This is a genomic window from Roseateles asaccharophilus (assembly GCF_004362405.1).
GTDB classification, from domain to species: domain Bacteria; phylum Pseudomonadota; class Gammaproteobacteria; order Burkholderiales; family Burkholderiaceae_C; genus Kinneretia; species Kinneretia asaccharophila.
Map to the genome: position 1 here is coordinate 119,991 of NZ_SNXE01000009.1, position 20,056 is coordinate 140,046.

The following is a 20,056-nucleotide window of genomic DNA, read 5'->3' on the forward strand; positions in this document are numbered from 1 at the left end:
GCCCCGTTCCTAAAGCTTTAAGCGACAGAACCGCCAGCGGCTTCGATGGCAGCCTTGGCGCCAGCCGTGGCACCCACGCCCTTGAGCGTGACCTTGCGGCTGATTGCACCGGACTGGATGACCTTGACGGTCTTCACCAGCTCGGACACCAGGCCGACGGCCTTCAGCGTCAGCAGATCGATCTCCTCGCCGGCCAGCTTCTGCAGGTCGGACAGGTTGATCTCAGCCACGAAGGGCTTGTTCTGCGACTTGAAACCGCGCTTGGGCAGGCGGCGCTGCAGCGGCATTTGACCGCCTTCGAAGCCAACCTTGTGGAAGCCGCCAGCACGCGACTTCTGACCCTTGTGACCACGACCAGCGGTCTTGCCCAGGCCGGAGCCGATGCCACGGCCCACGCGACGCTTGGCGTGCTTGGCACCAGCGGCGGGCTTGATGGTATTGAGTTGCATCTCTTGTCCTCTATTCGGCTGGTGCTTACAGCACCTGCACGAGGTAAGCGATCTTGTTGATCATGCCGCGCACAGCCGGCGTGTCTTCCAGCGTCTTGGTGCTGTTCAGCTTGCGCAGGCCCAGACCAACCACAGTGGCGCGGTGCGAGGCGCGGCAGCCGATAGGGCTGCGGACCAGCTTGACCGTCAGGGTTTTCTTATCAGACATCTGTCTCTCCAGTCGGCTGATCAGTTGAAGATGTCTTCAACAGTCTTGCCGCGCTTGGCAGCGACTTCCGCAGCGGTGGTGGAGCGCTTGAGCGCGTCCAGCGTGGCGCGGACCATGTTGTAAGGGTTGGTCGAACCGTGGCTCTTGGACACGATGTCGGTCACACCCATCACCTCGAAGACGGCACGCATCGGGCCGCCGGCGATCACGCCGGTACCGGTCGGAGCCGGGGCCAGCATGACGCGCGAAGCACCGTGCTCACCCACCACGTTGTGATGGACGCTACCGTTCTTCAGGTTCACCTTGAACATATTGCGGCGAGCCGACTCCATGGCCTTCTGCACGGCGACGGGAACTTCCTTCGCCTTGCCCTTGCCCATGCCGATACGGCCATCGCCATCACCAACCACGGTCAGGGCAGCGAAGGACAGCGTACGGCCGCCCTTGACCACCTTCGTGACGCGGTTGACCGCAATCATCTTCTCGCGCAGGCCGTCGTCATTGCCTTCAGTCTGCGCGCGGGGTTGAAACTTTGCCATTTCCTAATCCTTTGTGCGTCAGAACTGCAGGCCGGCTTCGCGGGCGGCTTCAGCCAGGGCCTTGATACGGCCGTGGTAGGCAAAGCCAGCGCGGTCGAAGGCAACCTTCTCGATGCCGGCAGCCTTGGCCTTCTCGGCGATGCGCTTGCCGATCAGCGTGGCGGCGGACACATTGCCACCCTTGCCGGAAGCGCCCAGCTGTTCGCGGACTTCCTTCTCGACGGTCGAAGCGCTGGCCAGCACGCGACCACCATCTTCGGAGATGACGTTGGCGTAAATGTGCAGGTTCGAGCGGAACACGGTCAGGCGGGCGACGCGCTGCAGAGCAATGCGGGCACGGGTCTGACGCGAGCGGCGCAGGCGCTGTTCTTTCTTGGTCATCATGGCGCTGCTCCTTACTTCTTCTTGGTTTCCTTGAGGGAAACCTTCTCGTCGGCGTAGCGGATGCCCTTGCCCTTGTAGGGCTCGGGCGGACGGAAGGCACGCACCTCAGCGGCGATCTGGCCGACCACCTGGCGGTCCGAACCCTTGATCAGGATTTCGGTCTGGGTCGGGCATTCCACCTTGATGCCGGCGGGCATGTCCTTCACCACGGGATGAGAGAAACCGATCTGCAGGTTCAGCTTCTGGCCTTGCGCCTGGGCACGGAAGCCCACGCCCACCAGATTCAGCTTCTTCTCGAAGCCCTTGCTGACGCCGTTGACCATATTGGCCACCAGGGCACGCATCGTGCCGCTCATCGCATCGGCCTCGGCCGATTCGTTCACGGGCACAAAGCTCAGCTTGCCGCCTTCATTCTTCACGGTCACCAGGGCATTGACGGGACGCACCAGCGTGCCCAGCGAGCCCTTGACGCTGATCTGCTCAGCGCTGATGGTCACGTCCACGCCTTGCGGGACGACGACCGGCATTTTTCCAACGCGGGACATTGTCTGTCTCTCCTTGCGCTTAGGCGACGTAGCAGAGCACTTCGCCGCCGATACCGGCTTGACGTGCCTTGCGGTCAGTCATCACACCCTTGGGGGTGGTGACGATCGCCACGCCCAGGCCATTCATGACCTGAGGAATGTCGTGACGGCCCTTGTAGATGCGCAGGCCGGGACGGCTCACGCGCTCGATGCGCTCGATCACCGGGCGACCGGCGTAATACTTCAGCGCAATCTCCAGCTCGGGGCGAGCGGCATCACCGCGCACCGCGAAACCGTCGATATAGCCCTCGTCCTTGAGGACCTTGGCGATCGCAACCTTCAGCTTGCTGGAAGGCATCACGACGCTGGCCTTCTCAACGCTCTGGGCGTTGCGAATGCGAGTCAGCATATCGGCGATAGGATCACTCATGCTCATTTGCGATTTCTCCTAATCGTGCCGATTACCAGCTAGCCTTGACGACACCGGGGATGTCGCCCTTGAAAGCCAGTTCACGAATCTTGTTACGGGCCAGGCCGAACTTGCGGAAGGTACCGCGGGGACGACCGGTCAACTCGCAGCGGTTGCGCAGACGAGTGGGGTTGGCATTGCGGGGCAGCTTTTGCAGCTCCAGACGGGCTGCATAGCGCTCCTCGTCCGACTTCTTGGCGTCATCAATGATGGCCTTGAGTTCGGCGTACTTCTTGGAGAACTTGGCGACCAGTTGTTCGCGCTTCAGCTCACGTTGCTTGATCGAGAGTTTTGCCACGGGTCACCTCAGTTCTTGAACGGGAACTTGAACGCGGCCAGCAGGGCCTTCGCTTCGTCGTCCGTCTTGGCAGTCGTCGTGATGCTGATATTCAGACCACGCAGAGCATCCACCTTGTCGTACTCGATTTCGGGGAAGATGATCTGTTCTTTGACGCCGATGTTGTAGTTGCCACGGCCGTCAAACGAACGACCGGAGATACCACGGAAGTCGCGAACGCGCGGCAGGGCGATGGTCACGAAGCGGTCCAGGAATTCATACATCTGGACGCCACGCAGGGTCACCATGCAGCCGATGGGCACGCCGTCACGGATCTTGAAGCCGGCGATAGCCTTCTTCGACTTGGTGACCACAGGCTTCTGGCCGGCGATCTTGGTCAGGTCGCCCACGGCGTGATCCATGACCTTCTTGTCGGCGACGGCTTCACTCACACCCATGTTCAGGGTGATCTTGGTGATGCGCGGCACTTCCATCACAGACTTGTAGCCAAACTTCTCGGTCAGGCCGGGAACGACTTTTTCGCGATAAAACGCTTGCAAACGAGCCATGTCGGACCTCTTAAGCCTTGATCTCTTCGCCGGTCGACTTGTAGACGCGCACCTTCTTGCCATCGGCGAGCAGCTTGATGCCCACGCGATCGGCCTTGCCGGAGGCGGCGTTGAAAATCGCCACGTTGGATTGATGGATGGGCATGGTCTTATCGATCACACCACCGGTGGTGCCCTTCATGGGATTGGGCTTGGCGTGCTTCTTCACGACATTGACGCCTTCCACCACCAGGTGGGAGTCATCGACACGCTGCGACACGACGCCGCGCTTGCCCTTGTCGCGGCCGGTCAGCACGATGACCTCGTCGCCTTTACGAATCTTGTTCATGGCAGTACCTTTGTTCTGCAGCGAGGCGCTTAGAGCACCTCGGGCGCCAGCGACACGATCTTCATGAAGCGCTCGGTACGCAGTTCACGCGTCACGGGGCCGAAGATACGGGTGCCGATGGGCTCCAGCTTGGCATTCAGCAGCACGGCGGCATTGCCGTCGAACTTCACCAGGGAACCATCCTGGCGGCGCACGCCCTTGGCGGTACGCACCACCACAGCGCTATAGACCTCGCCCTTCTTGACGCGGCCACGCGGTGCGGCTTCTTTGATGCTGACCTTGATGATGTCGCCAATATGCGCATAACGGCGCTTGGAACCACCCAGCACCTTGATGCACATGACGGACTTGGCGCCAGTGTTGTCCGCGACATCAAGCCGCGATTGCATTTGAATCATGTCTGTCCCCAACTTTTCCCGTATCCACCTGCTGCGACCATCGCAGCAGACCTCAACGGTCAGTCTTGGGCCCGTGGACCGTTCGCTCGGCACCCATTGCAGACACCTTGCGCCCGGCGGTTGAGGGCGAACCCGAGGCCGTAAACGCACCACCAGATGCGCCCGACGTTCGGCGAAGCTTTGTATTGTGCGGGCAATTGACCCCTCATGTCAAGGGCCTGCCCGGCAAAAACCCGCAGCCACCTAGGTTCGGCAGCCACGGACCTTTGCGATCAGAGCGCCTTGGCCTGCGCCAGCAGTGTGTTGGCGTCGCTGACCTCGAACTTGCCGGGGGCTTCGACGTTGAGCGTCTTGACCACGCCATCCACGACCAGCATGGAATAGCGCTGCGAGCGCAGACCCATGCCGCGCGCGATCAGATCCAGCGTCAGACCCGTGGCCTGCGTGAAGGCCGCGCTGCCGTCGGCCATCATGCGCACCTTGCCTGCGGTCTTCTGATCGCGCCCCCAGGCACCCATGACGAAAGCATCGTTCACCGACACGCACCAGATCTCATCCACGCCGGCCGCCTTGAAGGCTTCGGCCTGTGCCACATAGCCCGGCACATGCTGGGCCGAGCAGGTGGGGGTGAAGGCGCCGGGCAGCGCGAAGATGGCAATCTTCTTGCCGGCGGTGGCCTTCTCGATGTCAAAGCTGTTGGGGCCCAGGGAACAGCCATTGCCCTCGACCTCGATGAACTCCTGCAGCACACCCGCGGGCAGCTTGTCTCCGACCTTCAACATGATCTTCTCCCAATGAAAAACAAAAAGGCCGGCCGCCGGTTGCCCAGCCTGCCGGCCCTCAGCACAGCGGAGCGAACTCCGCCGGCATGATCAGACCTCTTGCGCCTTCTCGACCAGGCGGGTCACAACCCAGCTCTTGGTCTTGGAGATGGGACGGCCTTCGGCGATCTCGACGATGTCACCCATCTTGTACTCGCCCTTTTCATCGTGGGCGTGGTACTTGCGGGAGTGAGCGACGATCTTGCCGTACAGCTCATGCTTGGAGCGACGCTCGATCAGGACCGTGACGGTCTTGGCGCGCTTGTCGCTGACCACGCGACCGATCAGGGTGCGCGTGTTCTTGGTTTGAGCTTCCGTCATTTCGCGGCCTCCTTCTTCTTCTCGGCCAGGATGGTCTTGGCGCGAGCGATGTCGCGGCGGACCTTGCCCAGCTGAGAGTGGTTGCTCAGCTGCTGGGTGGCCTTTTGCATGCGCAGGCCGAAGTGGGCCTTGAGCAGATCGGTCACTTCCTTCTCGAGGGCAGCGACGTCCTTGCCACGCAGTTCAGATGCTTTCATGGTGTTCCTTCCAATCAGGCGCCGATCTGACGGGCCACGAAGGTGCAACGCAGGGGCAGCTTGGCAGCGGCCAGCGTGAACGCTTCGCGAGCCAGAGCTTCCGGCACGCCATTGATCTCATAGAGCACCTTGCCCGGCTGAATCTCAGCCACATAGTACTCGGGGTTACCCTTGCCGTTACCCATACGGACTTCGGCAGGCTTCTGGGAGATCGGCTTGTCCGGGAAGACGCGGATGAAGATGCGACCACCGCGCTTGATATGGCGCGAGATGGCACGACGAGCCGCTTCGATCTGGCGCGCCGTGATACGGCCGCGCTCGGTAGCCTTCAGGCCGAAGTCACCGAAGGACACGGCGGCGCCGCGGGTGGCGACGCCGGTGTTACGGCCCTTCTGCTCCTTGCGGAATTTGCGACGAGCTGGTTGCAGCATGTTTATTCTCCTTTGGCCTCACCGGCCGCGGGGGCCTTGCGGACCACGCGAGCACCGGCGGGACGCGCGCCCGGCTTGCCGTCACGGCTGCCAGGAGCACCCGGACGGGCGTTGCGACGCGGACGACGGTCGTCTTCGGCACCAGCCGGCGTGTTGATCACCGGAGCCTCGCCATTGGCCAGGCGGTCACCGCGGTACACCCAGACCTTGACGCCGATGACGCCGTAGGTGGTCTTGGCTTCCGAGAAACCGTAGTCGATGTCGGCCTTCAGGGTGTGCAGGGGCACACGACCTTCGCGATACCACTCGGTACGAGCGATTTCGATGCCATTCAGACGGCCGGCAGACATGATCTTGATGCCTTGGGCGCCCAGACGCATGGCGTTCTGCATCGCACGCTTCATGGCGCGCCGGAACATGATGCGCTTTTCCAGCTGCTGGGTGATCGAGTCGGCGATCAGCTGAGCATCGATTTCGGGCTTGCGCACTTCCTCGATGTTCACGGCCACCGGCACGCCCAGACGCTTGGTCAGTTCGGCCTTCAGGTTTTCGATGTCTTCGCCCTTCTTGCCGATCACCACACCCGGACGAGCCGAGAAGATGGTGATGCGGGCGTTCTTGGCGGGACGCTCGATCAGGATGCGCGAAACGGCGGCGTTCTTGAGCTTGGCCTTCAGGTAGTCGCGAACCTGCAGATCTTCGGCCAGCATGGTGGCGAAGTTCTGGTTGTTGGCGTACCAGCGCGAAGCCCAGTTACGGGTGACAGGCAGGCGGAAGCCAACCGGATGGATTTTCTGTCCCATAGTCTTCCTTGCGCCTTAGTTGCCGACGGTCACGAAGATGTGGCAGGTGGGCTTGCTGATGCGGTTGCCGCGCCCCTTGGCGCGAGCCGAGAAACGCTTCAGCGTGGCGCCTTGCTCCACATAGATCGTCTTGACCTTCAGTTCGTCAATGTCGGCACCGTCGTTGTGCTCGGCATTGGCGATAGCCGATTCCAGCGCCTTCTTGATGATGAGGGCAGCCTTCTTCTGGGTGAATTCCAGGATGTTGAGCGCCTGGTCCACCTTCTTGCCGCGGATCAGGTCGGCCACCAGTCGACCTTTGTCGACAGACAGGCGGACGCCGCGAACGATTGCACGGGTTTCCATCGTCTCAGTCCTTACTTCTTCCCGGCCTTCTTGTCGGCCGGGTGGCCCTTGAAGGTACGGGTCAGTGCGAATTCACCCAGCTTGTGACCGACCATCTGGTCAGACACATAGACCGGCACGTGCTGCTTGCCGTTGTGCACAGCGATCGTCAGACCGATGAACTCGGGCAGGATCGTCGAGCGACGCGACCAGGTCTTGATGGGCTTCTTGTCCTTGATCGCCACAGCCTTTTCGACCTTGGCCATCAGGTGATGGTCCACAAAGGGACCCTTCTTGAGGGAACGAGCCATGGTGGTCTACCCCTTACTTCTTGCGACGCGAGACGATGAAGGTCTGCGTGCGCTTGTTGTTGCGAGTGCGGTAGCCCTTCGTCAGGGTGTTCCACGGCGACACAGGGGCCTGACCCTCGCCGGTGCGGCCTTCGCCACCACCGTGCGGGTGGTCCACCGGGTTCATGGCGGTACCGCGGACGGTCGGACGGATGCCCTTCCAACGGATCGCGCCGGCCTTGCCGTACTGGCGCAGGCTGTGCTCTTCGTTGGACACCTCGCCGATGGTGGCGCGGCAGTCGATGTGGATCTTGCGCACTTCACCCGAGCGCAGGCGAACCTGGGCGTAGGTGCCTTCGCGGGCCATCAGCACGGCGGAAGCGCCGGCCGAACGAACCAGCTGGGCGCCCTTGCCGGGCAGCAGCTCGATGCAGTGGATGGTCGAACCCACGGGGATGTTGCGGATCGGCAGGGTGTTGCCAGCCTTGATCGGCGCTTCCGAGCCGCTCAGGATGGTGGAGCCCACTTCCAGACCGCGCGGGGCGATCACATAGCGACGCTCGCCGTCGGCGTAGCACACCAGAGCGATGTGAGCCGTACGGTTCGGGTCGTATTCGATGCGCTCGACCTTGGCCGGGATGCCGTCCTTGTTGCGACGGAAGTCCACCACACGGTAGTGGTGCTTGTGACCACCGCCCTTGTGGCGCATCGTGATGTGACCGTTGTTGTTACGGCCAGACTTCTGCTTCTGGGGTTCCAGCAGCGAAGCCTCGGGAGCGCCCTTGTGCAGGTGCTTGTGCACCACCTTGACCACGGCACGGCGGCCAGGCGAGGTCGGCTTGACTTTAACGATGGCCATTTACGCAGCCTCCCCGGAGAAGTTAAGCTCTTGGCCAGCCTTCAGGGACACATACGCCTTCTTGACGTGGTCGCGACGGCCAACACGGCCACCGAAGCGCTTGACCTTGCCCTTCACGTTCACCACGGACACGGACTCGACCTCGACCTTGAACATCAGTTCAACAGCGGCCTTGATCTCCGGCTTGGTGGCGTCGCGCAGGACCTTGAACAGGACTTGGTTGTGCTTCTCAGCAACCGCCGTGGCCTTTTCGGACACGATGGGAGCCAGCAGCACCTGGGCCAGACGGCCTTCTGCATACTTGGGGGCGCTCATGCCAGCATCTCCTTGAGTTGCTCCATCGCGGCCTTGGTGACCAGCACCTTCTTGTAGAAGACCAGCGACAGGGGATCGGCGTAGCGCGGCTCAACAACCAGCACATTGGCCAGGTTGCGCGAAGCCAGAGCCAGGTTGTCGTCCACCTGGTCGGAGATCAGCATCACGCTGTCCAGACCCATGGCCTTGAACTTGGCAGCCAGCAGCTTGGTCTTGGGGGCATCGACCGAGATCGAGTCCACCACGGCCAGGCGGCCTTCGCGAGCCAGCTGCGACAGGATGGCAGCCATGCCAGCGCGGTACATCTTCTTGTTCAGCTTGTGCGAGAAGTTCTCGTCAGGCATGTTCGGGAAGATGCGACCGCCCCCGCGCCACAGCGGCGACGAGGTCATACCGGCGCGAGCGCGGCCGGTGCCCTTCTGGCGGAAAGGCTTCTTGGTCGAGTGCTTGACCTGTTCGCGGTCCTTCTGGGCGCGGGTGCCTTGACGGGCGTTGGCCTGATAGGCCACGACCACCTGGTGCACCAGGGCTTCGTTGTAGTCGCGAGCGAAGACGGCGTCAGGCGCGTCCACCTTGGAGGTGGCTTGACCTTGTTCGTTCAGGAGCTCGAGCTGCATCAGTTGGCTCCTTTCTTGACCTTGACCTTGACGGCAGGGCGCACGACCACGTGGCCGTTCTTGGAACCCGGCACGGCGCCGCGAACCAGCAGCAGCGAGCGGGCTTCGTCCACGCGGACGATGTCCAGGTTCTGCACGGTCACCGTAACGTCACCCAGATGACCCGACATCTTCTTGCCGGGGAACACGCGACCCGGATCCTGCGCCATCGAGATGGAGCCCGGGACGTTGTGCGAGCGGCTGTTACCGTGCGAAGCGCGCTGCGAACCGAAGTTGTGGCGCTTGATGGTGCCGGCAAAGCCCTTACCGATCGAGGTACCCTGCACGTCGACCAGCTGGCCAGCGGCGAACAGGGTCGCGGGCACTTGAGCGCCGGCCTTGTACTCGGCGGCGACATCAGCGGCAACGCGGAATTCCTTGAGGATTTCACCGGCTTCAACACCTGCCTTGGCGAGGTGGCCGGCTTCCGGCTTGGTCACGCGCGAAGCTTTGCGCGCACCGAACGCCACTTGAATGGCGTTGTAGCCGTCGGTCTCTTCGGTCTTGACCTGGGTCACGCGGTTGTTGGACACGTCCAGCACGGTCACGGGAATGGCGTCGCCATCGTCCGTGAAGATGCGCATCATGCCCACCTTGCGGCCCAGCAATCCGAGACGATTGCTAAGACTCATGGTTTTTCTCCAGACCTTCGGATCACGCGCATCGGAGACACCGACACACACAAACCGACAGTCATTTCACACACCCGACATCGATTGGCCGGGCTGACAAATGCATCATTTGCACCAGAAGACCGGGGGTAAAGGCCCAAATCCTCTCGCACGCACGATGCGACGAAGCCGCGCAGGCATTCACCAACGCGGAAAAGCTTGCGAGTATAGCGTCAACCCTATGCTTGCCGCAAGCACTTGCCTCACGCGCAAGAAAAAGGGCGACCCGGAGGTCGCCCTTTGAACACCGGCCACAAGAGCCTGGGTGATTTACTGCAGCTTGATTTCCACGTCGACGCCGGCGGGCAGGTCGAGCTTCATCAGAGCGTCGACCGTCTTGTCGGTCGGATCGACGATGTCCATCAGGCGCTGATGGGTGCGGATCTCGAACTGGTCGCGCGAGGTCTTGTTGACGTGCGGCGAACGCAGGATATCGAAACGCTCCATGCGGGTCGGCAGGGGCACGGGGCCCTTGACGATGGCGCCGGTACGCTTGGCGGTCTCCACGATTTCCAGAGCCGATTGGTCGATCAGCTTGTAATCGAAGGCCTTCAGGCGGATACGGATCTTTTGCTTTTGCATGACTTTTCCTTCAAAGAGCGAGCGGTCGGGGACCGCGGTGTAGTGAGTCCCGGCGCACAAGGCGCCGGGCGAGTCACGCAAAAATTACTCGATGATGGTGGCCACGACGCCGGAGCCGACGGTACGACCGCCTTCACGGATGGCGAAGCGCAGACCTTCTTCCATGGCGATCGGAGCGATCAGCTTCACGGTGATGCTGACGTTGTCGCCAGGCATGACCATTTCCTTGTCCTTCGGCAGCTCCACGGCACCGGTCACGTCCGTGGTACGGAAGTAGAACTGGGGACGGTAGTTGTTGAAGAACGGGGTGTGACGGCCGCCCTCTTCCTTGCTCAGAACGTAGATCTCAGCGGTGAAGTGGGTGTGCGGCTTGATCGAGCCGGGCTTGGCCAGCACTTGGCCGCGCTCGACGTCTTCACGCTTGGTGCCGCGCAGCAGGATGCCGACGTTGTCGCCAGCCTGACCCTGGTCCAGCAGCTTGCGGAACATTTCCACGCCGGTCACGGTGGTCTTCTGCAGATCACGGATACCGACGATTTCGATTTCCTCGCCGACCTTGATGATGCCGCGCTCAACGCGACCGGTCACCACGGTACCACGACCCGAGATCGAGAACACGTCTTCCACCGGCAGCAGGAAGGCGCCGTCAACGGCACGCTCGGGCTGGGGGATGTAGCTGTCCAGAGCATCAGCCAGGCGCATGATGGCCTGCTCGCCCAGGTCGCCCGTGTCGCCTTCCAGCGCCAGCTTGGCCGAACCCTTCACGATCGGGGTGTCGTCGCCCGGGAAGTCGTACTTGCTCAGCAGCTCGCGGACTTCCATTTCCACCAGCTCCAGCAGCTCGGCGTCGTCGACCATGTCGCACTTGTTCAGGAAGACGATGATGTACTTCACACCGACCTGACGAGCCAGCAGGATGTGCTCGCGGGTCTGGGGCATCGGGCCGTCAGCGGCCGAGCACACCAGGATCGCGCCGTCCATCTGAGCGGCACCGGTGATCATGTTCTTCACATAGTCAGCGTGGCCAGGGCAGTCCACGTGGGCGTAGTGACGGTTGGCGGTCTCGTACTCGACGTGTGCGGTGTTGATCGTGATACCGCGAGCCTTCTCTTCGGGAGCGGCGTCGATCTGGTCGTAGGCCTTGGCCTCGCCACCAAACTTCTTCGACAGCACGGTCGCGATAGCAGCCGTCAGCGTGGTCTTGCCGTGGTCAACGTGACCAATCGTGCCCACGTTCACGTGCGGCTTGGTACGTTCAAATTTACCTTTTGCCATTTCAATTCTCCAAAAAGAGCATTCAGCCGGTCTGTTGGTTTAGCGTTTCCGTCGCAGTCTTGAATCCCGACGACCGGCAATCGGGAGAGCTGCGGCGAAGACGAATCAAGGGCCAACCCCTCGCGAGGCCGGCCCAGCCAATTACTTGGCGCGTGCGGTGATGATGGCGTCGGCGACGTTCTTCGGCGCCTCGCTGTAGTGCTTGAACTCCATCGTGTAGGTCGCACGACCTTGCGTGGCGGAGCGCAGGCTGGTGGAGTAGCCGAACATCTCGCTCAGCGGCACCTCGGCCTTGATGACCTTGCCGCCACCGACCATGTCGTCCATGCCCTGGACCATGCCACGACGGCTGGACAGGTCGCCCATCACGTTGCCGGCGTAGTCTTCCGGGGTCTCGACTTCCACGGCCATCATCGGCTCCAGGATCACCGGGCTGGCGCGACGGCAGGCTTCCTTGAAGCCCATCGAGGCGGCCATCTTGAAGGCGTTTTCGTTCGAGTCCACATCGTGGTACGAACCGAAGGTCAGCGTGACCTTCACGTCCACCACCGGGAAGCCAGCCAGCACGCCGTTCGGCAGGGTATCGATGACGCCCTTCTCGACCGCGGGGATGTACTCGCGCGGCACCACGCCGCCCTTGATGGCGTCCACAAACTCGAAGCCCTTGCCCGGCTCTTGCGGCTCGACGGTCAGCACGACGTGACCGTATTGGCCCTTACCACCCGACTGACGCACGAACTTGCCTTCGACATCGACGGCCGACTTGCGAATGGTTTCGCGATAGGCCACCTGCGGCTTGCCCACATTGGCTTCCACGCCGAACTCGCGCTTCATGCGGTCGACAATGATTTCCAGGTGCAGCTCGCCCATGCCGGAGATGATGGTCTGGCCAGACTCTTCGTCGGTGCGCAGACGGAAGGACGGGTCTTCCTTGGCCAGACGGCCCAGGGCGATACCCATCTTTTCCTGGTCGGCCTTGGTCTTGGGCTCGACGGCCTGCGAAATCACGGGCTCCGGGAAGACCATCTTTTCCAGCGTCACGATGGACTCGGGATCGCACAGGGTCTCACCGGTGGTGACTTCCTTCAGGCCCACGCAGGCGGCGATGTCGCCGGCCAGAATTTCCGAGATTTCTTCACGCTGGTTGGCGTGCATCTGCAGAATACGGCCGATACGCTCCTTCTTGCCCTTGATCGGGTTGTAGACGGAATCGCCCGACTTCAGCACGCCCGAGTAGACGCGCACGAAGGTCAGCTGGCCGACATACGGGTCAGTCATCAGCTTGAAGGCCAGGGCGGCGAACTTCTCGCTGTCGTCCGCCTTGCGGCTGACGACGGCACCGGCTTCATCGGTACCTTCAACCGGGGGAATGTCCACCGGCGAGGGCAGGAAGTCGATGACCGCATCCAACATGCGCTGCACGCCCTTGTTCTTGAAGGCGGTGCCACACAGCATGGGCTGAATCTCGGTGGCGATGGTGCGGGTGCGAATCGCCAGCTTGATTTCTTCCTCGGTCAGCTCGCCCGACTCGAGGTACTTGTTCATCAGCTCTTCGCTGGCCTCGGCAGCAGCCTCGACCATCTTCTCGCGCCATTCGGCGGCCACGCCAGCCAGATCGGCCGGGATGTCGTGGTACTCGAACTTCATACCCTGCGAAGCCTCATCCCACAGGATGGCCTTCATCTTGATCAGGTCCACCACGCCCTTGAAGTTGTCTTCGGCGCCGATGGGGATCACGATGGGCACGGGGTTGGCCTTAAGGCGGGTCTTCATCTGGTCAACGACCTTGAAGAAGTTCGCGCCGGTACGGTCCATCTTGTTCACGAAGGCAAGACGGGGCACCTTGTACTTGTTGGCCTGGCGCCAGACGGTTTCCGACTGGGGCTGCACGCCACCCACGGCACAGTAGACCATGCAGGCGCCGTCAAGCACACGCATGGAACGCTCCACCTCGATGGTGAAGTCCACGTGGCCCGGGGTGTCAATGATGTTGAAACGATGCTCGGGATAGGACAGGTCCATGCCCTTCCAGAAGCAGGTCGTCGCGGCGGACGTGATGGTGATGCCGCGCTCCTGCTCCTGCTCCATCCAGTCCATCGTAGCGGCGCCGTCGTGCACCTCACCGATCTTGTGGTTCACACCGGTGTAGTAGAGGATGCGCTCGGTCGTCGTGGTCTTGCCGGCATCGATGTGCGCGGAGATACCGATGTTGCGGTAGCGCTCGATGGGGGTCTTGCGGGACATGGTGTCACTCCAAATGCAGTGAGCCGCCAGCGGATTGGTAGAAACCCGCGGCGGCTGGGACGAGGTGGTTTAGAAGCGGAAGTGCGAGAAGGCCTTGTTGGCTTCAGCCATGCGGTGGACTTCGTCGCGCTTCTTCATCGCGCCGCCGCGGCCTTCAGCGGCCTCCAGCAGCTCGTTGGCCAGACGCTGGGCCATGGACTTCTCACCGCGCTTGCGGGCCGATTCCTTCAGCCAGCGCATAGCCAGAGCCATCCGACGGACGGGACGAACTTCCACGGGAACTTGGTAGTTCGCACCGCCGACGCGGCGAGACTTCACTTCGACCATGGGCTTCACGTTGTTCAGCGCGATCATGAACACTTCCAGCGGATCCTTGCCGGCCTTCTTCTCGACCTGGTCAAGTGCACCGTAGATGATGCGCTCGGCGACCGCCTTCTTGCCCGACTCCATGACAACGTTCATGAACTTGGACAGATCGACGGAACCGAACTTCGGATCCGGCAGGATTTCGCGCTTGGGTACTTCGCGACGACGTGGCATGGGAATCTTCCTCTTGCTTCAGTTGGCGAGGCTTTCGCCTGCACCATGGATGACCACCAACATCAGGGGGCATCCACTTACTCGGTTGCTGCGCTCCACTCCGTGAGCCGCACAAACCGCTAACAATCCGGCACAGCTTAAGCGCTGAGCCATGACAACTTGTTGGCCGATTAAGCCTTCTTCGGACGCTTGGCGCCGTACTTGGAGCGCGATTGCTTGCGATCCTTCACGCCCTGCAGGTCCAGAGAACCGCGAACGATGTGGTAACGCACACCGGGCAAGTCCTTCACACGGCCGCCGCGCACGAGCACGACGCTGTGTTCTTGCAGGTTGTGGCCTTCACCGCCGATGTACGAGATCACCTCGAAACCGTTGGTCAGACGCACCTTGGCGACCTTACGCAGAGCCGAGTTCGGCTTCTTCGGGGTCGTGGTGTAGACGCGGGTGCAAACGCCGCGGCGTTGCGGGCAATTCTGCATTGCCGGCGACTTGGATTTGGTGACCTCGGCTTCACGGCCGTGGCGCACCAGCTGGTTGATGGTTGGCATAAGTAACTTGTTCCCGTTTGAAGTCACAGAATCTCCGGCCACACGGTCCGCGCCCACGCAGCAGATCCAGCAGGATCCAACCCGAAAAAGCAAAGACGAAACGCACCGCGCCGCCCGATCGGGCTCTGCGAGGTGCGCAATCTTTCAGTTCCCGGGCGTGCGCTAGACGCAGCTCCGCCAGCCGAAGAGCCTGCCATTCTAGCTCAGGCAGGGTTTCCGATACAAGCCACGCCTGTTCAAGTGTGAGGTATTGCGTCCGCTGGGCTATGCTGCGCGCCCTATGCAAACCCCGCCCGATCGCATCGTGCTGGACACCCAGGTCGTGATGGACTGGCTGGTGTTCAGGGAAGCTTCCATAGAGCCTCTCGTCCAGGCCGTTAGCGACGGCTCACTTTCATGGATTGGCCACCCCGATATGCTGGCGGAGCTCCGGCACGTGCTGGGGCGTGGCGTGGCCGCGGCCTGGGCGCCGGACCTGACCGAGATCGAGGCCTGTTTCGAGCGCTTGTGCGAGATGCAGGCCCAGACTCCGGCGCCGGCGGTGCGCCTGCTGTGCCGCGATCCGGACGACCAGATCTTCATTGACCTGGCTCTGGCCGCCGGCGCGCGCTGGCTGGTCTCGCGCGACCGGGCCGTGCTGGCCCTGGCGCGCCGGGCCCGCAAGCTCGGCCTGGAGATCCTGACACCCGCCGCCTGGATCAAGTGCCGGCAGGCTGAAGTCCCCTACCCCGCCCCCGACGTACAGACGTAAAAAAGGCCGCCCGAGGGCGGCCTTGTCGCTTGACGCGCAGGGAGCCAATTACTCGGCCGAGCCCTCGGCAGGCGCATCCACACCGGCCATCTGCGCGGCAGCCAGTTCCTCGGCTTCCTGCATGGCGATGGCGCGACGCTCTGCATCGTCCATGGCTTCCTTGGCACGACGGGCGTCGTGGAAGGCCATGCCGGTACCGGCCGGGATCAGGCGGCCGACGATCACGTTCTCCTTCAGACCGCGCAGTTCGTCGCGCTTGCCCATGATGGCAGCCTCGGTCAGCACGCGGGTGGTTTCCTGGAAGGAAGCCGCGGAAATGAAGGAGTCGGTCGACAGCGAAGCCTTGGTGATACCCAGCAGCACGTCCGAATACGTGGCCGGCAGCTTGCCTTCGGCACGCAGACGGTCGTTGGTATCCAGCAGCTCCGAGCGCTCGACCTGCTCGTTGACGATGTAGCTGGAGTCGCCCGAGTTGACGATCTGCACACGACGCAGCATCTGGCGAACGATCACCTCGATGTGCTTGTCGTTGATCTTCACGCCCTGCAGACGGTAGACGTCCTGCACCTCGTCGACGATGTAGCGGGCCAGCTCTTCCATGCCCAGCAGACGCAGGATGTCCTGCGGATCTGCAGCGCCGTCCACGATCAGTTCGCCGCGGTTCACCACCTGGCCTTCGTGCACCAGGATGTTCTTCTCCTTGGGCACCAGCACCTCGTGCTTGCGGCCTTCCGGATCGGTGATCTCGAGGCGAACCTTGCCCTTGGTCTCCTTACCGAAGGACACGGTACCGGTCTGCTCGGCCAGCACGCCCACATCCTTGGGCGAGCGGGCTTCGAAGAGCTCGGCCACACGCGGCAGACCGCCGGTAATGTCGCGGGTCTTCTGACCTTCCACCGGGATACGGGCCAGCACCTCACCAGGCGCCAGATCCTGGCCATCGCGCACCTGGATCAGGGCGCCGACCTGGAAGCCGATGGTCACCGAGTGGTCGGTACCGGGGATCTTGACCTCGTTGCCGTTGGCATCCAGCAGCTTGACCTGCGGCTTGACGACCTTGGCGGCGCCGCGGCGCTTCGGGTCGATCACGACCAGGGTCGACAGGCCGGTGACTTCGTCCACCTGCTTGGCGACGGTGACGCCTTCCTCGACGTTCTCGAACTTCGCCTTACCGGCGAACTCGGTGATGATCGGGCGGGTCAGCGGATCCCAGTTGGCCAGGATGGTGCCAGCCTTGATGGTCTGGTCGGCCTTGATGTTCAGGATCGCGCCGTAAGGCACCTTGTGACGCTCGCGCTCACGGCCGTGCGGGTCGGTGATGACGATCTCGCCGGAGCGGGAAATCACCACCAGCTCGCCCTTGCCGTTCGTGACGTAGCGCATCGTGGCATTGAAGCCGATGATGCCGTCCGACTTGGCTTCCACGCTGGAGGCCACGGCCGCACGCGAAGCCGCACCACCGATGTGGAAGGTACGCATGGTCAGCTGGGTGCCCGGCTCACCGATGGACTGTGCAGCGATCACGCCCACGGCCTCACCCTGGTTCACCAGACCACCGCGACCCAGATCGCGGCCATAGCACTTGGCGCACAGACCGAAGCGGGTGTCGCAGGTCAGCGGGGTGCGGACCTTGATCTCGTCCACGCCGGCCTGTTCCAGCACGTCCAGCACGTCCTCGTCCAGCATATTGCCGGCGGGCAGCAGCACGGCCTGGGTCTCGGGGTGGATGACGTCGATCGCCGCCACACGGCCCAGCACGCGGTCGCGCAGCGATTCGATGACCTCACCGCCCTCGACCAGGGCGCGCATGGGCATGCCGTTGTCGGTGCCGCAGTCGTTCTCGGTCACGACCAGATCCTGGGTCACGTCCACCAGACGACGGGTCAGGTAACCCGAGTTCGCGGTCTTCAGCGCCGTATCCGCCAGGCCCTTACGAGCACCGTGGGTGGAGATGAAGTACTGCAGAACGTTCAGGCCTTCGCGGAAGTTCGCGGTAATGGGCGTCTCGATGATCGAGCCGTCCGGCTTGGCCATCAGGCCGCGCATACCGGCCAGCTGGCGGATCTGGGCCGCGCTACCGCGGGCACCGGAGTCAGCCATCATGTAGATGGAGTTGAAAGACTCCTGATCCACTTCCTTGCCGTGACGGTCCAGGACCTTCTGCTTGGCGAGCTGGGCCATCATGACCTTGCCCACTTCGTCACCGGTCTTGCCCCAGATGTCCACGACCTTGTTGTAGCGCTCACCGGCCGTCACCAGACCCGAGACGTACTGCTGCTCGATCTCCTTGACTTCCTTCTCGGCGCGCTCGATCAGCTCGTACTTCTGCTTGGGCACCAGCATGTCATCCACCGCGATGGAGATGCCGGCGCGCGTGGCGAGCTTGAAACCGCTTTGCAGCAGCTTGTCGGCCAGCACCACGGTTTCCTTCAGACCGCACTTGCGGAAGGAGGTGTTGATCAGGCGCGAGATTTCCTTCTTCTTCAGCGCCTTGTTGATGTTCGAGAACGGCAGGCCCTTGGGCAGGATCTCGGACAGCAGGGCGCGGCCCACGGTCGTGTCCACCAGCTTGGTCTCGGGGATCCACTCGCCCGTTTCCTTGTTCTTGGTGTACTCGGTCAGGCGCACGCTGATCTTGGCGGTGATCTCGACCACGCCGTTCTCCAGCGCGCGGATGACTTCACCCACATCGCCGAAGATCATGCCTTCGCCGCGGCCATTGGTGCGCTCGCGGGTGGCGTAGTACAGGCCCAGCACCACGTCTTGCGAGGGCACGATGGAGGGCTCGCCCGAGGCCGGGAACAGCACGTTGTTGGAGGCCAGCATCAGGGTGCGGGCTTCCATCTGCGCCTCGATGGACAGCGGCACGTGGACGGCCATCTGGTCACCGTCGAAGTCGGCGTTGAAGGCCGCGCAGACCAGCGGGTGCAGCTGGATGGCCTTGCCTTCGATCAGCACCGGCTCAAAGGCCTGGATGCCCAGACGGTGCAGCGTGGGCGCGCGGTTCAGCAGAACCGGGTGCTCCTTGATGACCTCTTCCAGGATGTCCCAGACCACCGGGGTGCCGCTCTCGACTTCCTTCTTCGCCGCCTTGATGGTGGTGGCGATACCCATCGCCTCCAGACGCGAGAAGATGAAGGGCTTGAACAGCTCCAGGGCCATCAGCTTGGGCAGACCGCACTGGTGCAGCTTCAGGGTCGGGCCCACCACGATCACGGAACGACCGGAGTAGTCGACGCGCTTGCCCAGCAGGTTCTGACGGAAGCGACCGCTCTTGCCCTTGATCATGTCGGCCAGCGACTTGAGGGCACGCTTGTTGGCGCCGGTCATGGCCTTGCCGCGACGACCGTTGTCCAGCAGCGAGTCCACGGCCTCCTGCAGCATGCGCTTCTCGTTGCGCACGATGATCTCGGGGGCCTTCAACTCCAGCAGGCGAGCCAGACGGTTGTTGCGGTTGATGACGCGACGATAGAGGTCGTTCAGGTCGGAGGTCGCGAAGCGACCGCCGTCCAGCGGCACCAGGGGACGCAGGTCCGGCGGCAGCACCGGCAGCACGTCCATGATCATCCAGTGCGGCTTGATGCCCGACTTCTTGAAGGCTTCCATCACCTTGAGGCGCTTGGAATTCTTCTTGACCTTGAGCTCGGAGCCGGTCATATCGTTGCGCAGGCGATCGATCTCGATGTCGAGATCCATCTCCTCCAGCAGCTTCTTGATGCCTTCGGCGCCCATCAGCGCGATGAACTCGTCACCGAATTCGGCGCGCTTCGCGTCGTAGTCGTCCTCGGACATGATGCTGAACTTCTTCAGCGGGGTCATGCCGGGGTCCACCACCACATAGGCTTCGAAGTACAGCACGCGCTCGATGTCGCGCAGCGTCATGTCGAGCACCAGGCCCAGACGCGAAGGCAGCGACTTCAGGAACCAGATGTGGGCGCAGGGCGCGGCCAGGTCGATATGACCCATGCGATCGCGACGCACCTTGGTCTGGGTGACTTCAACGCCGCACTTCTCGCAGATGACGCCGCGGTGCTTCAGGCGCTTGTACTTGCCGCACAGGCACTCATAGTCCTTGATCGGGCCGAAGATCTTGGCGCAGAACAGACCATCACGCTCGGGCTTGAACGTCCGGTAGTTGATGGTCTCGGGCTTCTTCACCTCGCCGAAGGACCACGAACGGATCTTCTCGGGCGATGCGAGCCCGATCTTGATCGCGTCGAAGTGCTCGTCCGGCGTGAACTGCTTGAACAGGTCCAGCAAACCTTTCATGTGTTTCTCCTGTT

Annotated in this window: 28 protein-coding genes; 1 reads left to right on the forward strand and 27 read right to left on the reverse strand. The window is 62.4% G+C overall.

Features of this window, described 5'->3' with window-relative positions; genetic code table 11:
• Positions 1-17: 17 nt before the first annotated feature.
• The 26 genes from rplO to rpsL all read right to left on the reverse strand — a co-directional run bounded on the left by rplO (position 18) and on the right by rpsL (position 15,022).
• Positions 18-449: a 50S ribosomal protein L15 gene (gene rplO / locus DFR39_RS17015; RefSeq protein WP_133605045.1), complete on the reverse strand. Its 432-nt coding sequence runs from the start codon at positions 447-449 to the stop codon at positions 18-20.
• A gap of 25 nt (positions 450-474) precedes the next feature.
• Positions 475-657, reverse strand: a complete 183-nt coding sequence (rpmD, locus tag DFR39_RS17020; protein ID WP_133605046.1) for a 50S ribosomal protein L30 — start codon at positions 655-657, stop codon at positions 475-477.
• 20 nt (positions 658-677) lie between these two features.
• Positions 678-1,196: a 30S ribosomal protein S5 gene (gene rpsE, locus DFR39_RS17025; RefSeq protein ID WP_133605047.1), complete on the reverse strand. Its 519-nt coding sequence runs from the start codon at positions 1,194-1,196 to the stop codon at positions 678-680.
• A gap of 18 nt (positions 1,197-1,214) precedes the next feature.
• Positions 1,215-1,580, reverse strand: coding sequence for a 50S ribosomal protein L18 (rplR, locus tag DFR39_RS17030; RefSeq protein WP_133605048.1), 366 nt, complete (start codon positions 1,578-1,580; stop codon positions 1,215-1,217).
• Between the two features lie 11 nt (positions 1,581-1,591).
• Positions 1,592-2,125, reverse strand: coding sequence for a 50S ribosomal protein L6 (gene rplF / locus DFR39_RS17035; protein ID WP_133605049.1), 534 nt, complete (start codon positions 2,123-2,125; stop codon positions 1,592-1,594).
• A gap of 19 nt (positions 2,126-2,144) precedes the next feature.
• The gene (gene rpsH, locus DFR39_RS17040) at positions 2,145-2,540 is read right to left on the reverse strand and encodes a 30S ribosomal protein S8 (protein WP_133605050.1); all 396 of its coding nucleotides are present in this window, start codon (positions 2,538-2,540) and stop codon (positions 2,145-2,147) included.
• Between the two features lie 25 nt (positions 2,541-2,565).
• Positions 2,566-2,871, reverse strand: coding sequence for a 30S ribosomal protein S14 (gene rpsN / locus DFR39_RS17045; protein ID WP_133605051.1), 306 nt, complete (start codon positions 2,869-2,871; stop codon positions 2,566-2,568).
• An 8-nt stretch (positions 2,872-2,879) separates the two neighbouring features.
• Positions 2,880-3,419 (reverse strand): 50S ribosomal protein L5, encoded by a 540-nt coding sequence (rplE, locus tag DFR39_RS17050; RefSeq protein ID WP_133605052.1) that lies wholly within the window; start codon positions 3,417-3,419, stop codon positions 2,880-2,882.
• Positions 3,420-3,429: 10 nt separating this feature from the next.
• On the reverse strand, positions 3,430-3,747 hold the full coding sequence (rplX, locus tag DFR39_RS17055) for a 50S ribosomal protein L24 (protein WP_133605053.1): 318 nt from the start codon (positions 3,745-3,747) through the stop codon (positions 3,430-3,432).
• A 29-nt stretch (positions 3,748-3,776) separates the two neighbouring features.
• Positions 3,777-4,145 carry a 50S ribosomal protein L14 gene (gene rplN / locus DFR39_RS17060; protein ID WP_088484485.1) on the reverse strand — a complete coding sequence of 123 codons (369 nt, stop codon included), beginning with the start codon at positions 4,143-4,145 and terminating at the stop codon, positions 3,777-3,779.
• 272 nt (positions 4,146-4,417) lie between these two features.
• A complete protein-coding gene (locus DFR39_RS17065) occupies positions 4,418-4,927 on the reverse strand; it encodes a peroxiredoxin (protein ID WP_133605054.1) in 510 nt (169 codons plus the stop codon).
• A 90-nt stretch (positions 4,928-5,017) separates the two neighbouring features.
• Complete coding sequence (rpsQ, locus tag DFR39_RS17070; protein ID WP_133605055.1) at positions 5,018-5,287, reverse strand: 30S ribosomal protein S17; 270 nt, start codon at positions 5,285-5,287, stop codon at positions 5,018-5,020.
• Positions 5,284-5,484, reverse strand: coding sequence for a 50S ribosomal protein L29 (rpmC, locus tag DFR39_RS17075; protein WP_133605056.1), 201 nt, complete (start codon positions 5,482-5,484; stop codon positions 5,284-5,286). Before rpmC ends, rpsQ begins: the two co-directional genes overlap by 4 nt.
• 14 nt (positions 5,485-5,498) lie before the next feature.
• The gene (gene rplP, locus DFR39_RS17080) at positions 5,499-5,915 is read right to left on the reverse strand and encodes a 50S ribosomal protein L16 (RefSeq protein WP_133605057.1); all 417 of its coding nucleotides are present in this window, start codon (positions 5,913-5,915) and stop codon (positions 5,499-5,501) included.
• A gap of 2 nt (positions 5,916-5,917) precedes the next feature.
• Entirely contained in the window at positions 5,918-6,718 is an 801-nt protein-coding gene (gene rpsC / locus DFR39_RS17085) for a 30S ribosomal protein S3 (protein ID WP_133605058.1), read from the reverse strand.
• Positions 6,719-6,733: 15 nt separating this feature from the next.
• Entirely contained in the window at positions 6,734-7,063 is a 330-nt protein-coding gene (rplV, locus tag DFR39_RS17090; protein WP_133605059.1) for a 50S ribosomal protein L22, read from the reverse strand.
• Positions 7,064-7,074: 11 nt separating this feature from the next.
• Positions 7,075-7,353, reverse strand: a complete 279-nt coding sequence (rpsS, locus tag DFR39_RS17095; RefSeq protein ID WP_088454499.1) for a 30S ribosomal protein S19 — start codon at positions 7,351-7,353, stop codon at positions 7,075-7,077.
• A gap of 13 nt (positions 7,354-7,366) precedes the next feature.
• Positions 7,367-8,191: a 50S ribosomal protein L2 gene (rplB, locus tag DFR39_RS17100; protein ID WP_133605060.1), complete on the reverse strand. Its 825-nt coding sequence runs from the start codon at positions 8,189-8,191 to the stop codon at positions 7,367-7,369.
• Complete coding sequence (rplW, locus tag DFR39_RS17105) at positions 8,192-8,506, reverse strand: 50S ribosomal protein L23 (protein ID WP_133605061.1); 315 nt, start codon at positions 8,504-8,506, stop codon at positions 8,192-8,194.
• The gene (gene rplD / locus DFR39_RS17110) at positions 8,503-9,123 is read right to left on the reverse strand and encodes a 50S ribosomal protein L4 (RefSeq protein WP_133605062.1); all 621 of its coding nucleotides are present in this window, start codon (positions 9,121-9,123) and stop codon (positions 8,503-8,505) included. Before rplD ends, rplW begins: the two co-directional genes overlap by 4 nt.
• Positions 9,123-9,794, reverse strand: coding sequence for a 50S ribosomal protein L3 (rplC, locus tag DFR39_RS17115; protein ID WP_133605063.1), 672 nt, complete (start codon positions 9,792-9,794; stop codon positions 9,123-9,125). Before rplC ends, rplD begins: the two co-directional genes overlap by 1 nt.
• Positions 9,795-10,103: 309 nt before the next feature.
• Positions 10,104-10,415: a 30S ribosomal protein S10 gene (rpsJ, locus tag DFR39_RS17120; RefSeq protein ID WP_056194266.1), complete on the reverse strand. Its 312-nt coding sequence runs from the start codon at positions 10,413-10,415 to the stop codon at positions 10,104-10,106.
• A gap of 84 nt (positions 10,416-10,499) precedes the next feature.
• Entirely contained in the window at positions 10,500-11,690 is a 1,191-nt protein-coding gene (tuf, locus tag DFR39_RS17125) for an elongation factor Tu (RefSeq protein WP_133605064.1), read from the reverse strand.
• A 141-nt stretch (positions 11,691-11,831) separates the two neighbouring features.
• Entirely contained in the window at positions 11,832-13,934 is a 2,103-nt protein-coding gene (gene fusA, locus DFR39_RS17130) for an elongation factor G (RefSeq protein WP_133605065.1), read from the reverse strand.
• A 69-nt stretch (positions 13,935-14,003) separates the two neighbouring features.
• Positions 14,004-14,474 carry a 30S ribosomal protein S7 gene (rpsG, locus tag DFR39_RS17135; RefSeq protein ID WP_133605066.1) on the reverse strand — a complete coding sequence of 157 codons (471 nt, stop codon included), beginning with the start codon at positions 14,472-14,474 and terminating at the stop codon, positions 14,004-14,006.
• Positions 14,475-14,644: 170 nt separating this feature from the next.
• Positions 14,645-15,022, reverse strand: a complete 378-nt coding sequence (gene rpsL, locus DFR39_RS17140; RefSeq protein WP_133605067.1) for a 30S ribosomal protein S12 — start codon at positions 15,020-15,022, stop codon at positions 14,645-14,647.
• Between the two features lie 280 nt (positions 15,023-15,302).
• Here rpsL and DFR39_RS17145 point away from each other — a divergent pair, with 280 nt between their 5' ends.
• Entirely contained in the window at positions 15,303-15,773 is a 471-nt protein-coding gene (locus DFR39_RS17145; RefSeq protein WP_133605068.1) for a PIN domain-containing protein, read from the forward strand.
• 48 nt (positions 15,774-15,821) lie between these two features.
• On the opposite strand, the gene rpoC is transcribed toward DFR39_RS17145, so the two are convergent.
• Positions 15,822-20,042 carry a DNA-directed RNA polymerase subunit beta' gene (gene rpoC / locus DFR39_RS17150; RefSeq protein WP_133605069.1) on the reverse strand — a complete coding sequence of 1,407 codons (4,221 nt, stop codon included), beginning with the start codon at positions 20,040-20,042 and terminating at the stop codon, positions 15,822-15,824.
• Between the last annotated feature and the right edge of the window lie 14 nt (positions 20,043-20,056).

Bases quoted from the DNA above. Each gene is read 5' to 3' on its own strand.
- rplO (WP_133605045.1), bottom strand. From the start codon at position 449: ATGCAACTCAATACCATCAAGCCCGCCGCTGGTGCCAAGCACGCCAAG.
- rpmD (WP_133605046.1), bottom strand. From the start codon at position 657: ATGTCTGATAAGAAAACCCTGACGGTCAAGCTGGTCCGCAGCCCTATC.
- rpsE (WP_133605047.1), bottom strand. From the start codon at position 1,196: ATGGCAAAGTTTCAACCCCGCGCGCAGACTGAAGGCAATGACGACGGC.
- rplR (WP_133605048.1), bottom strand. From the start codon at position 1,580: ATGATGACCAAGAAAGAACAGCGCCTGCGCCGCTCGCGTCAGACCCGT.
- rplF (WP_133605049.1), bottom strand. From the start codon at position 2,125: ATGTCCCGCGTTGGAAAAATGCCGGTCGTCGTCCCGCAAGGCGTGGAC.
- rpsH (WP_133605050.1), bottom strand. From the start codon at position 2,540: ATGAGCATGAGTGATCCTATCGCCGATATGCTGACTCGCATTCGCAAC.
- rplE (WP_133605052.1), bottom strand. From the start codon at position 3,419: ATGGCTCGTTTGCAAGCGTTTTATCGCGAAAAAGTCGTTCCCGGCCTG.
- rplX (WP_133605053.1), bottom strand. From the start codon at position 3,747: ATGAACAAGATTCGTAAAGGCGACGAGGTCATCGTGCTGACCGGCCGC.
- rplN (WP_088484485.1), bottom strand. From the start codon at position 4,145: ATGATTCAAATGCAATCGCGGCTTGATGTCGCGGACAACACTGGCGCC.
- DFR39_RS17065 (WP_133605054.1), bottom strand. From the start codon at position 4,927: ATGTTGAAGGTCGGAGACAAGCTGCCCGCGGGTGTGCTGCAGGAGTTC.
- rpsQ (WP_133605055.1), bottom strand. From the start codon at position 5,287: ATGACGGAAGCTCAAACCAAGAACACGCGCACCCTGATCGGTCGCGTG.
- rpmC (WP_133605056.1), bottom strand. From the start codon at position 5,484: ATGAAAGCATCTGAACTGCGTGGCAAGGACGTCGCTGCCCTCGAGAAG.
- rplP (WP_133605057.1), bottom strand. From the start codon at position 5,915: ATGCTGCAACCAGCTCGTCGCAAATTCCGCAAGGAGCAGAAGGGCCGT.
- rpsC (WP_133605058.1), bottom strand. From the start codon at position 6,718: ATGGGACAGAAAATCCATCCGGTTGGCTTCCGCCTGCCTGTCACCCGT.
- rplV (WP_133605059.1), bottom strand. From the start codon at position 7,063: ATGGAAACCCGTGCAATCGTTCGCGGCGTCCGCCTGTCTGTCGACAAA.
- rpsS (WP_088454499.1), bottom strand. From the start codon at position 7,353: ATGGCTCGTTCCCTCAAGAAGGGTCCCTTTGTGGACCATCACCTGATG.
- rplB (WP_133605060.1), bottom strand. From the start codon at position 8,191: ATGGCCATCGTTAAAGTCAAGCCGACCTCGCCTGGCCGCCGTGCCGTG.
- rplW (WP_133605061.1), bottom strand. From the start codon at position 8,506: ATGAGCGCCCCCAAGTATGCAGAAGGCCGTCTGGCCCAGGTGCTGCTG.
- rplD (WP_133605062.1), bottom strand. From the start codon at position 9,123: ATGCAGCTCGAGCTCCTGAACGAACAAGGTCAAGCCACCTCCAAGGTG.
- rplC (WP_133605063.1), bottom strand. From the start codon at position 9,794: ATGAGTCTTAGCAATCGTCTCGGATTGCTGGGCCGCAAGGTGGGCATG.
- rpsJ (WP_056194266.1), bottom strand. From the start codon at position 10,415: ATGCAAAAGCAAAAGATCCGTATCCGCCTGAAGGCCTTCGATTACAAG.
- tuf (WP_133605064.1), bottom strand. From the start codon at position 11,690: ATGGCAAAAGGTAAATTTGAACGTACCAAGCCGCACGTGAACGTGGGC.
- fusA (WP_133605065.1), bottom strand. From the start codon at position 13,934: ATGTCCCGCAAGACCCCCATCGAGCGCTACCGCAACATCGGTATCTCC.
- rpsG (WP_133605066.1), bottom strand. From the start codon at position 14,474: ATGCCACGTCGTCGCGAAGTACCCAAGCGCGAAATCCTGCCGGATCCG.
- rpsL (WP_133605067.1), bottom strand. From the start codon at position 15,022: ATGCCAACCATCAACCAGCTGGTGCGCCACGGCCGTGAAGCCGAGGTC.
- DFR39_RS17145 (WP_133605068.1), top strand. From the start codon at position 15,303: ATGCAAACCCCGCCCGATCGCATCGTGCTGGACACCCAGGTCGTGATG.
- rpoC (WP_133605069.1), bottom strand. From the start codon at position 20,042: ATGAAAGGTTTGCTGGACCTGTTCAAGCAGTTCACGCCGGACGAGCAC.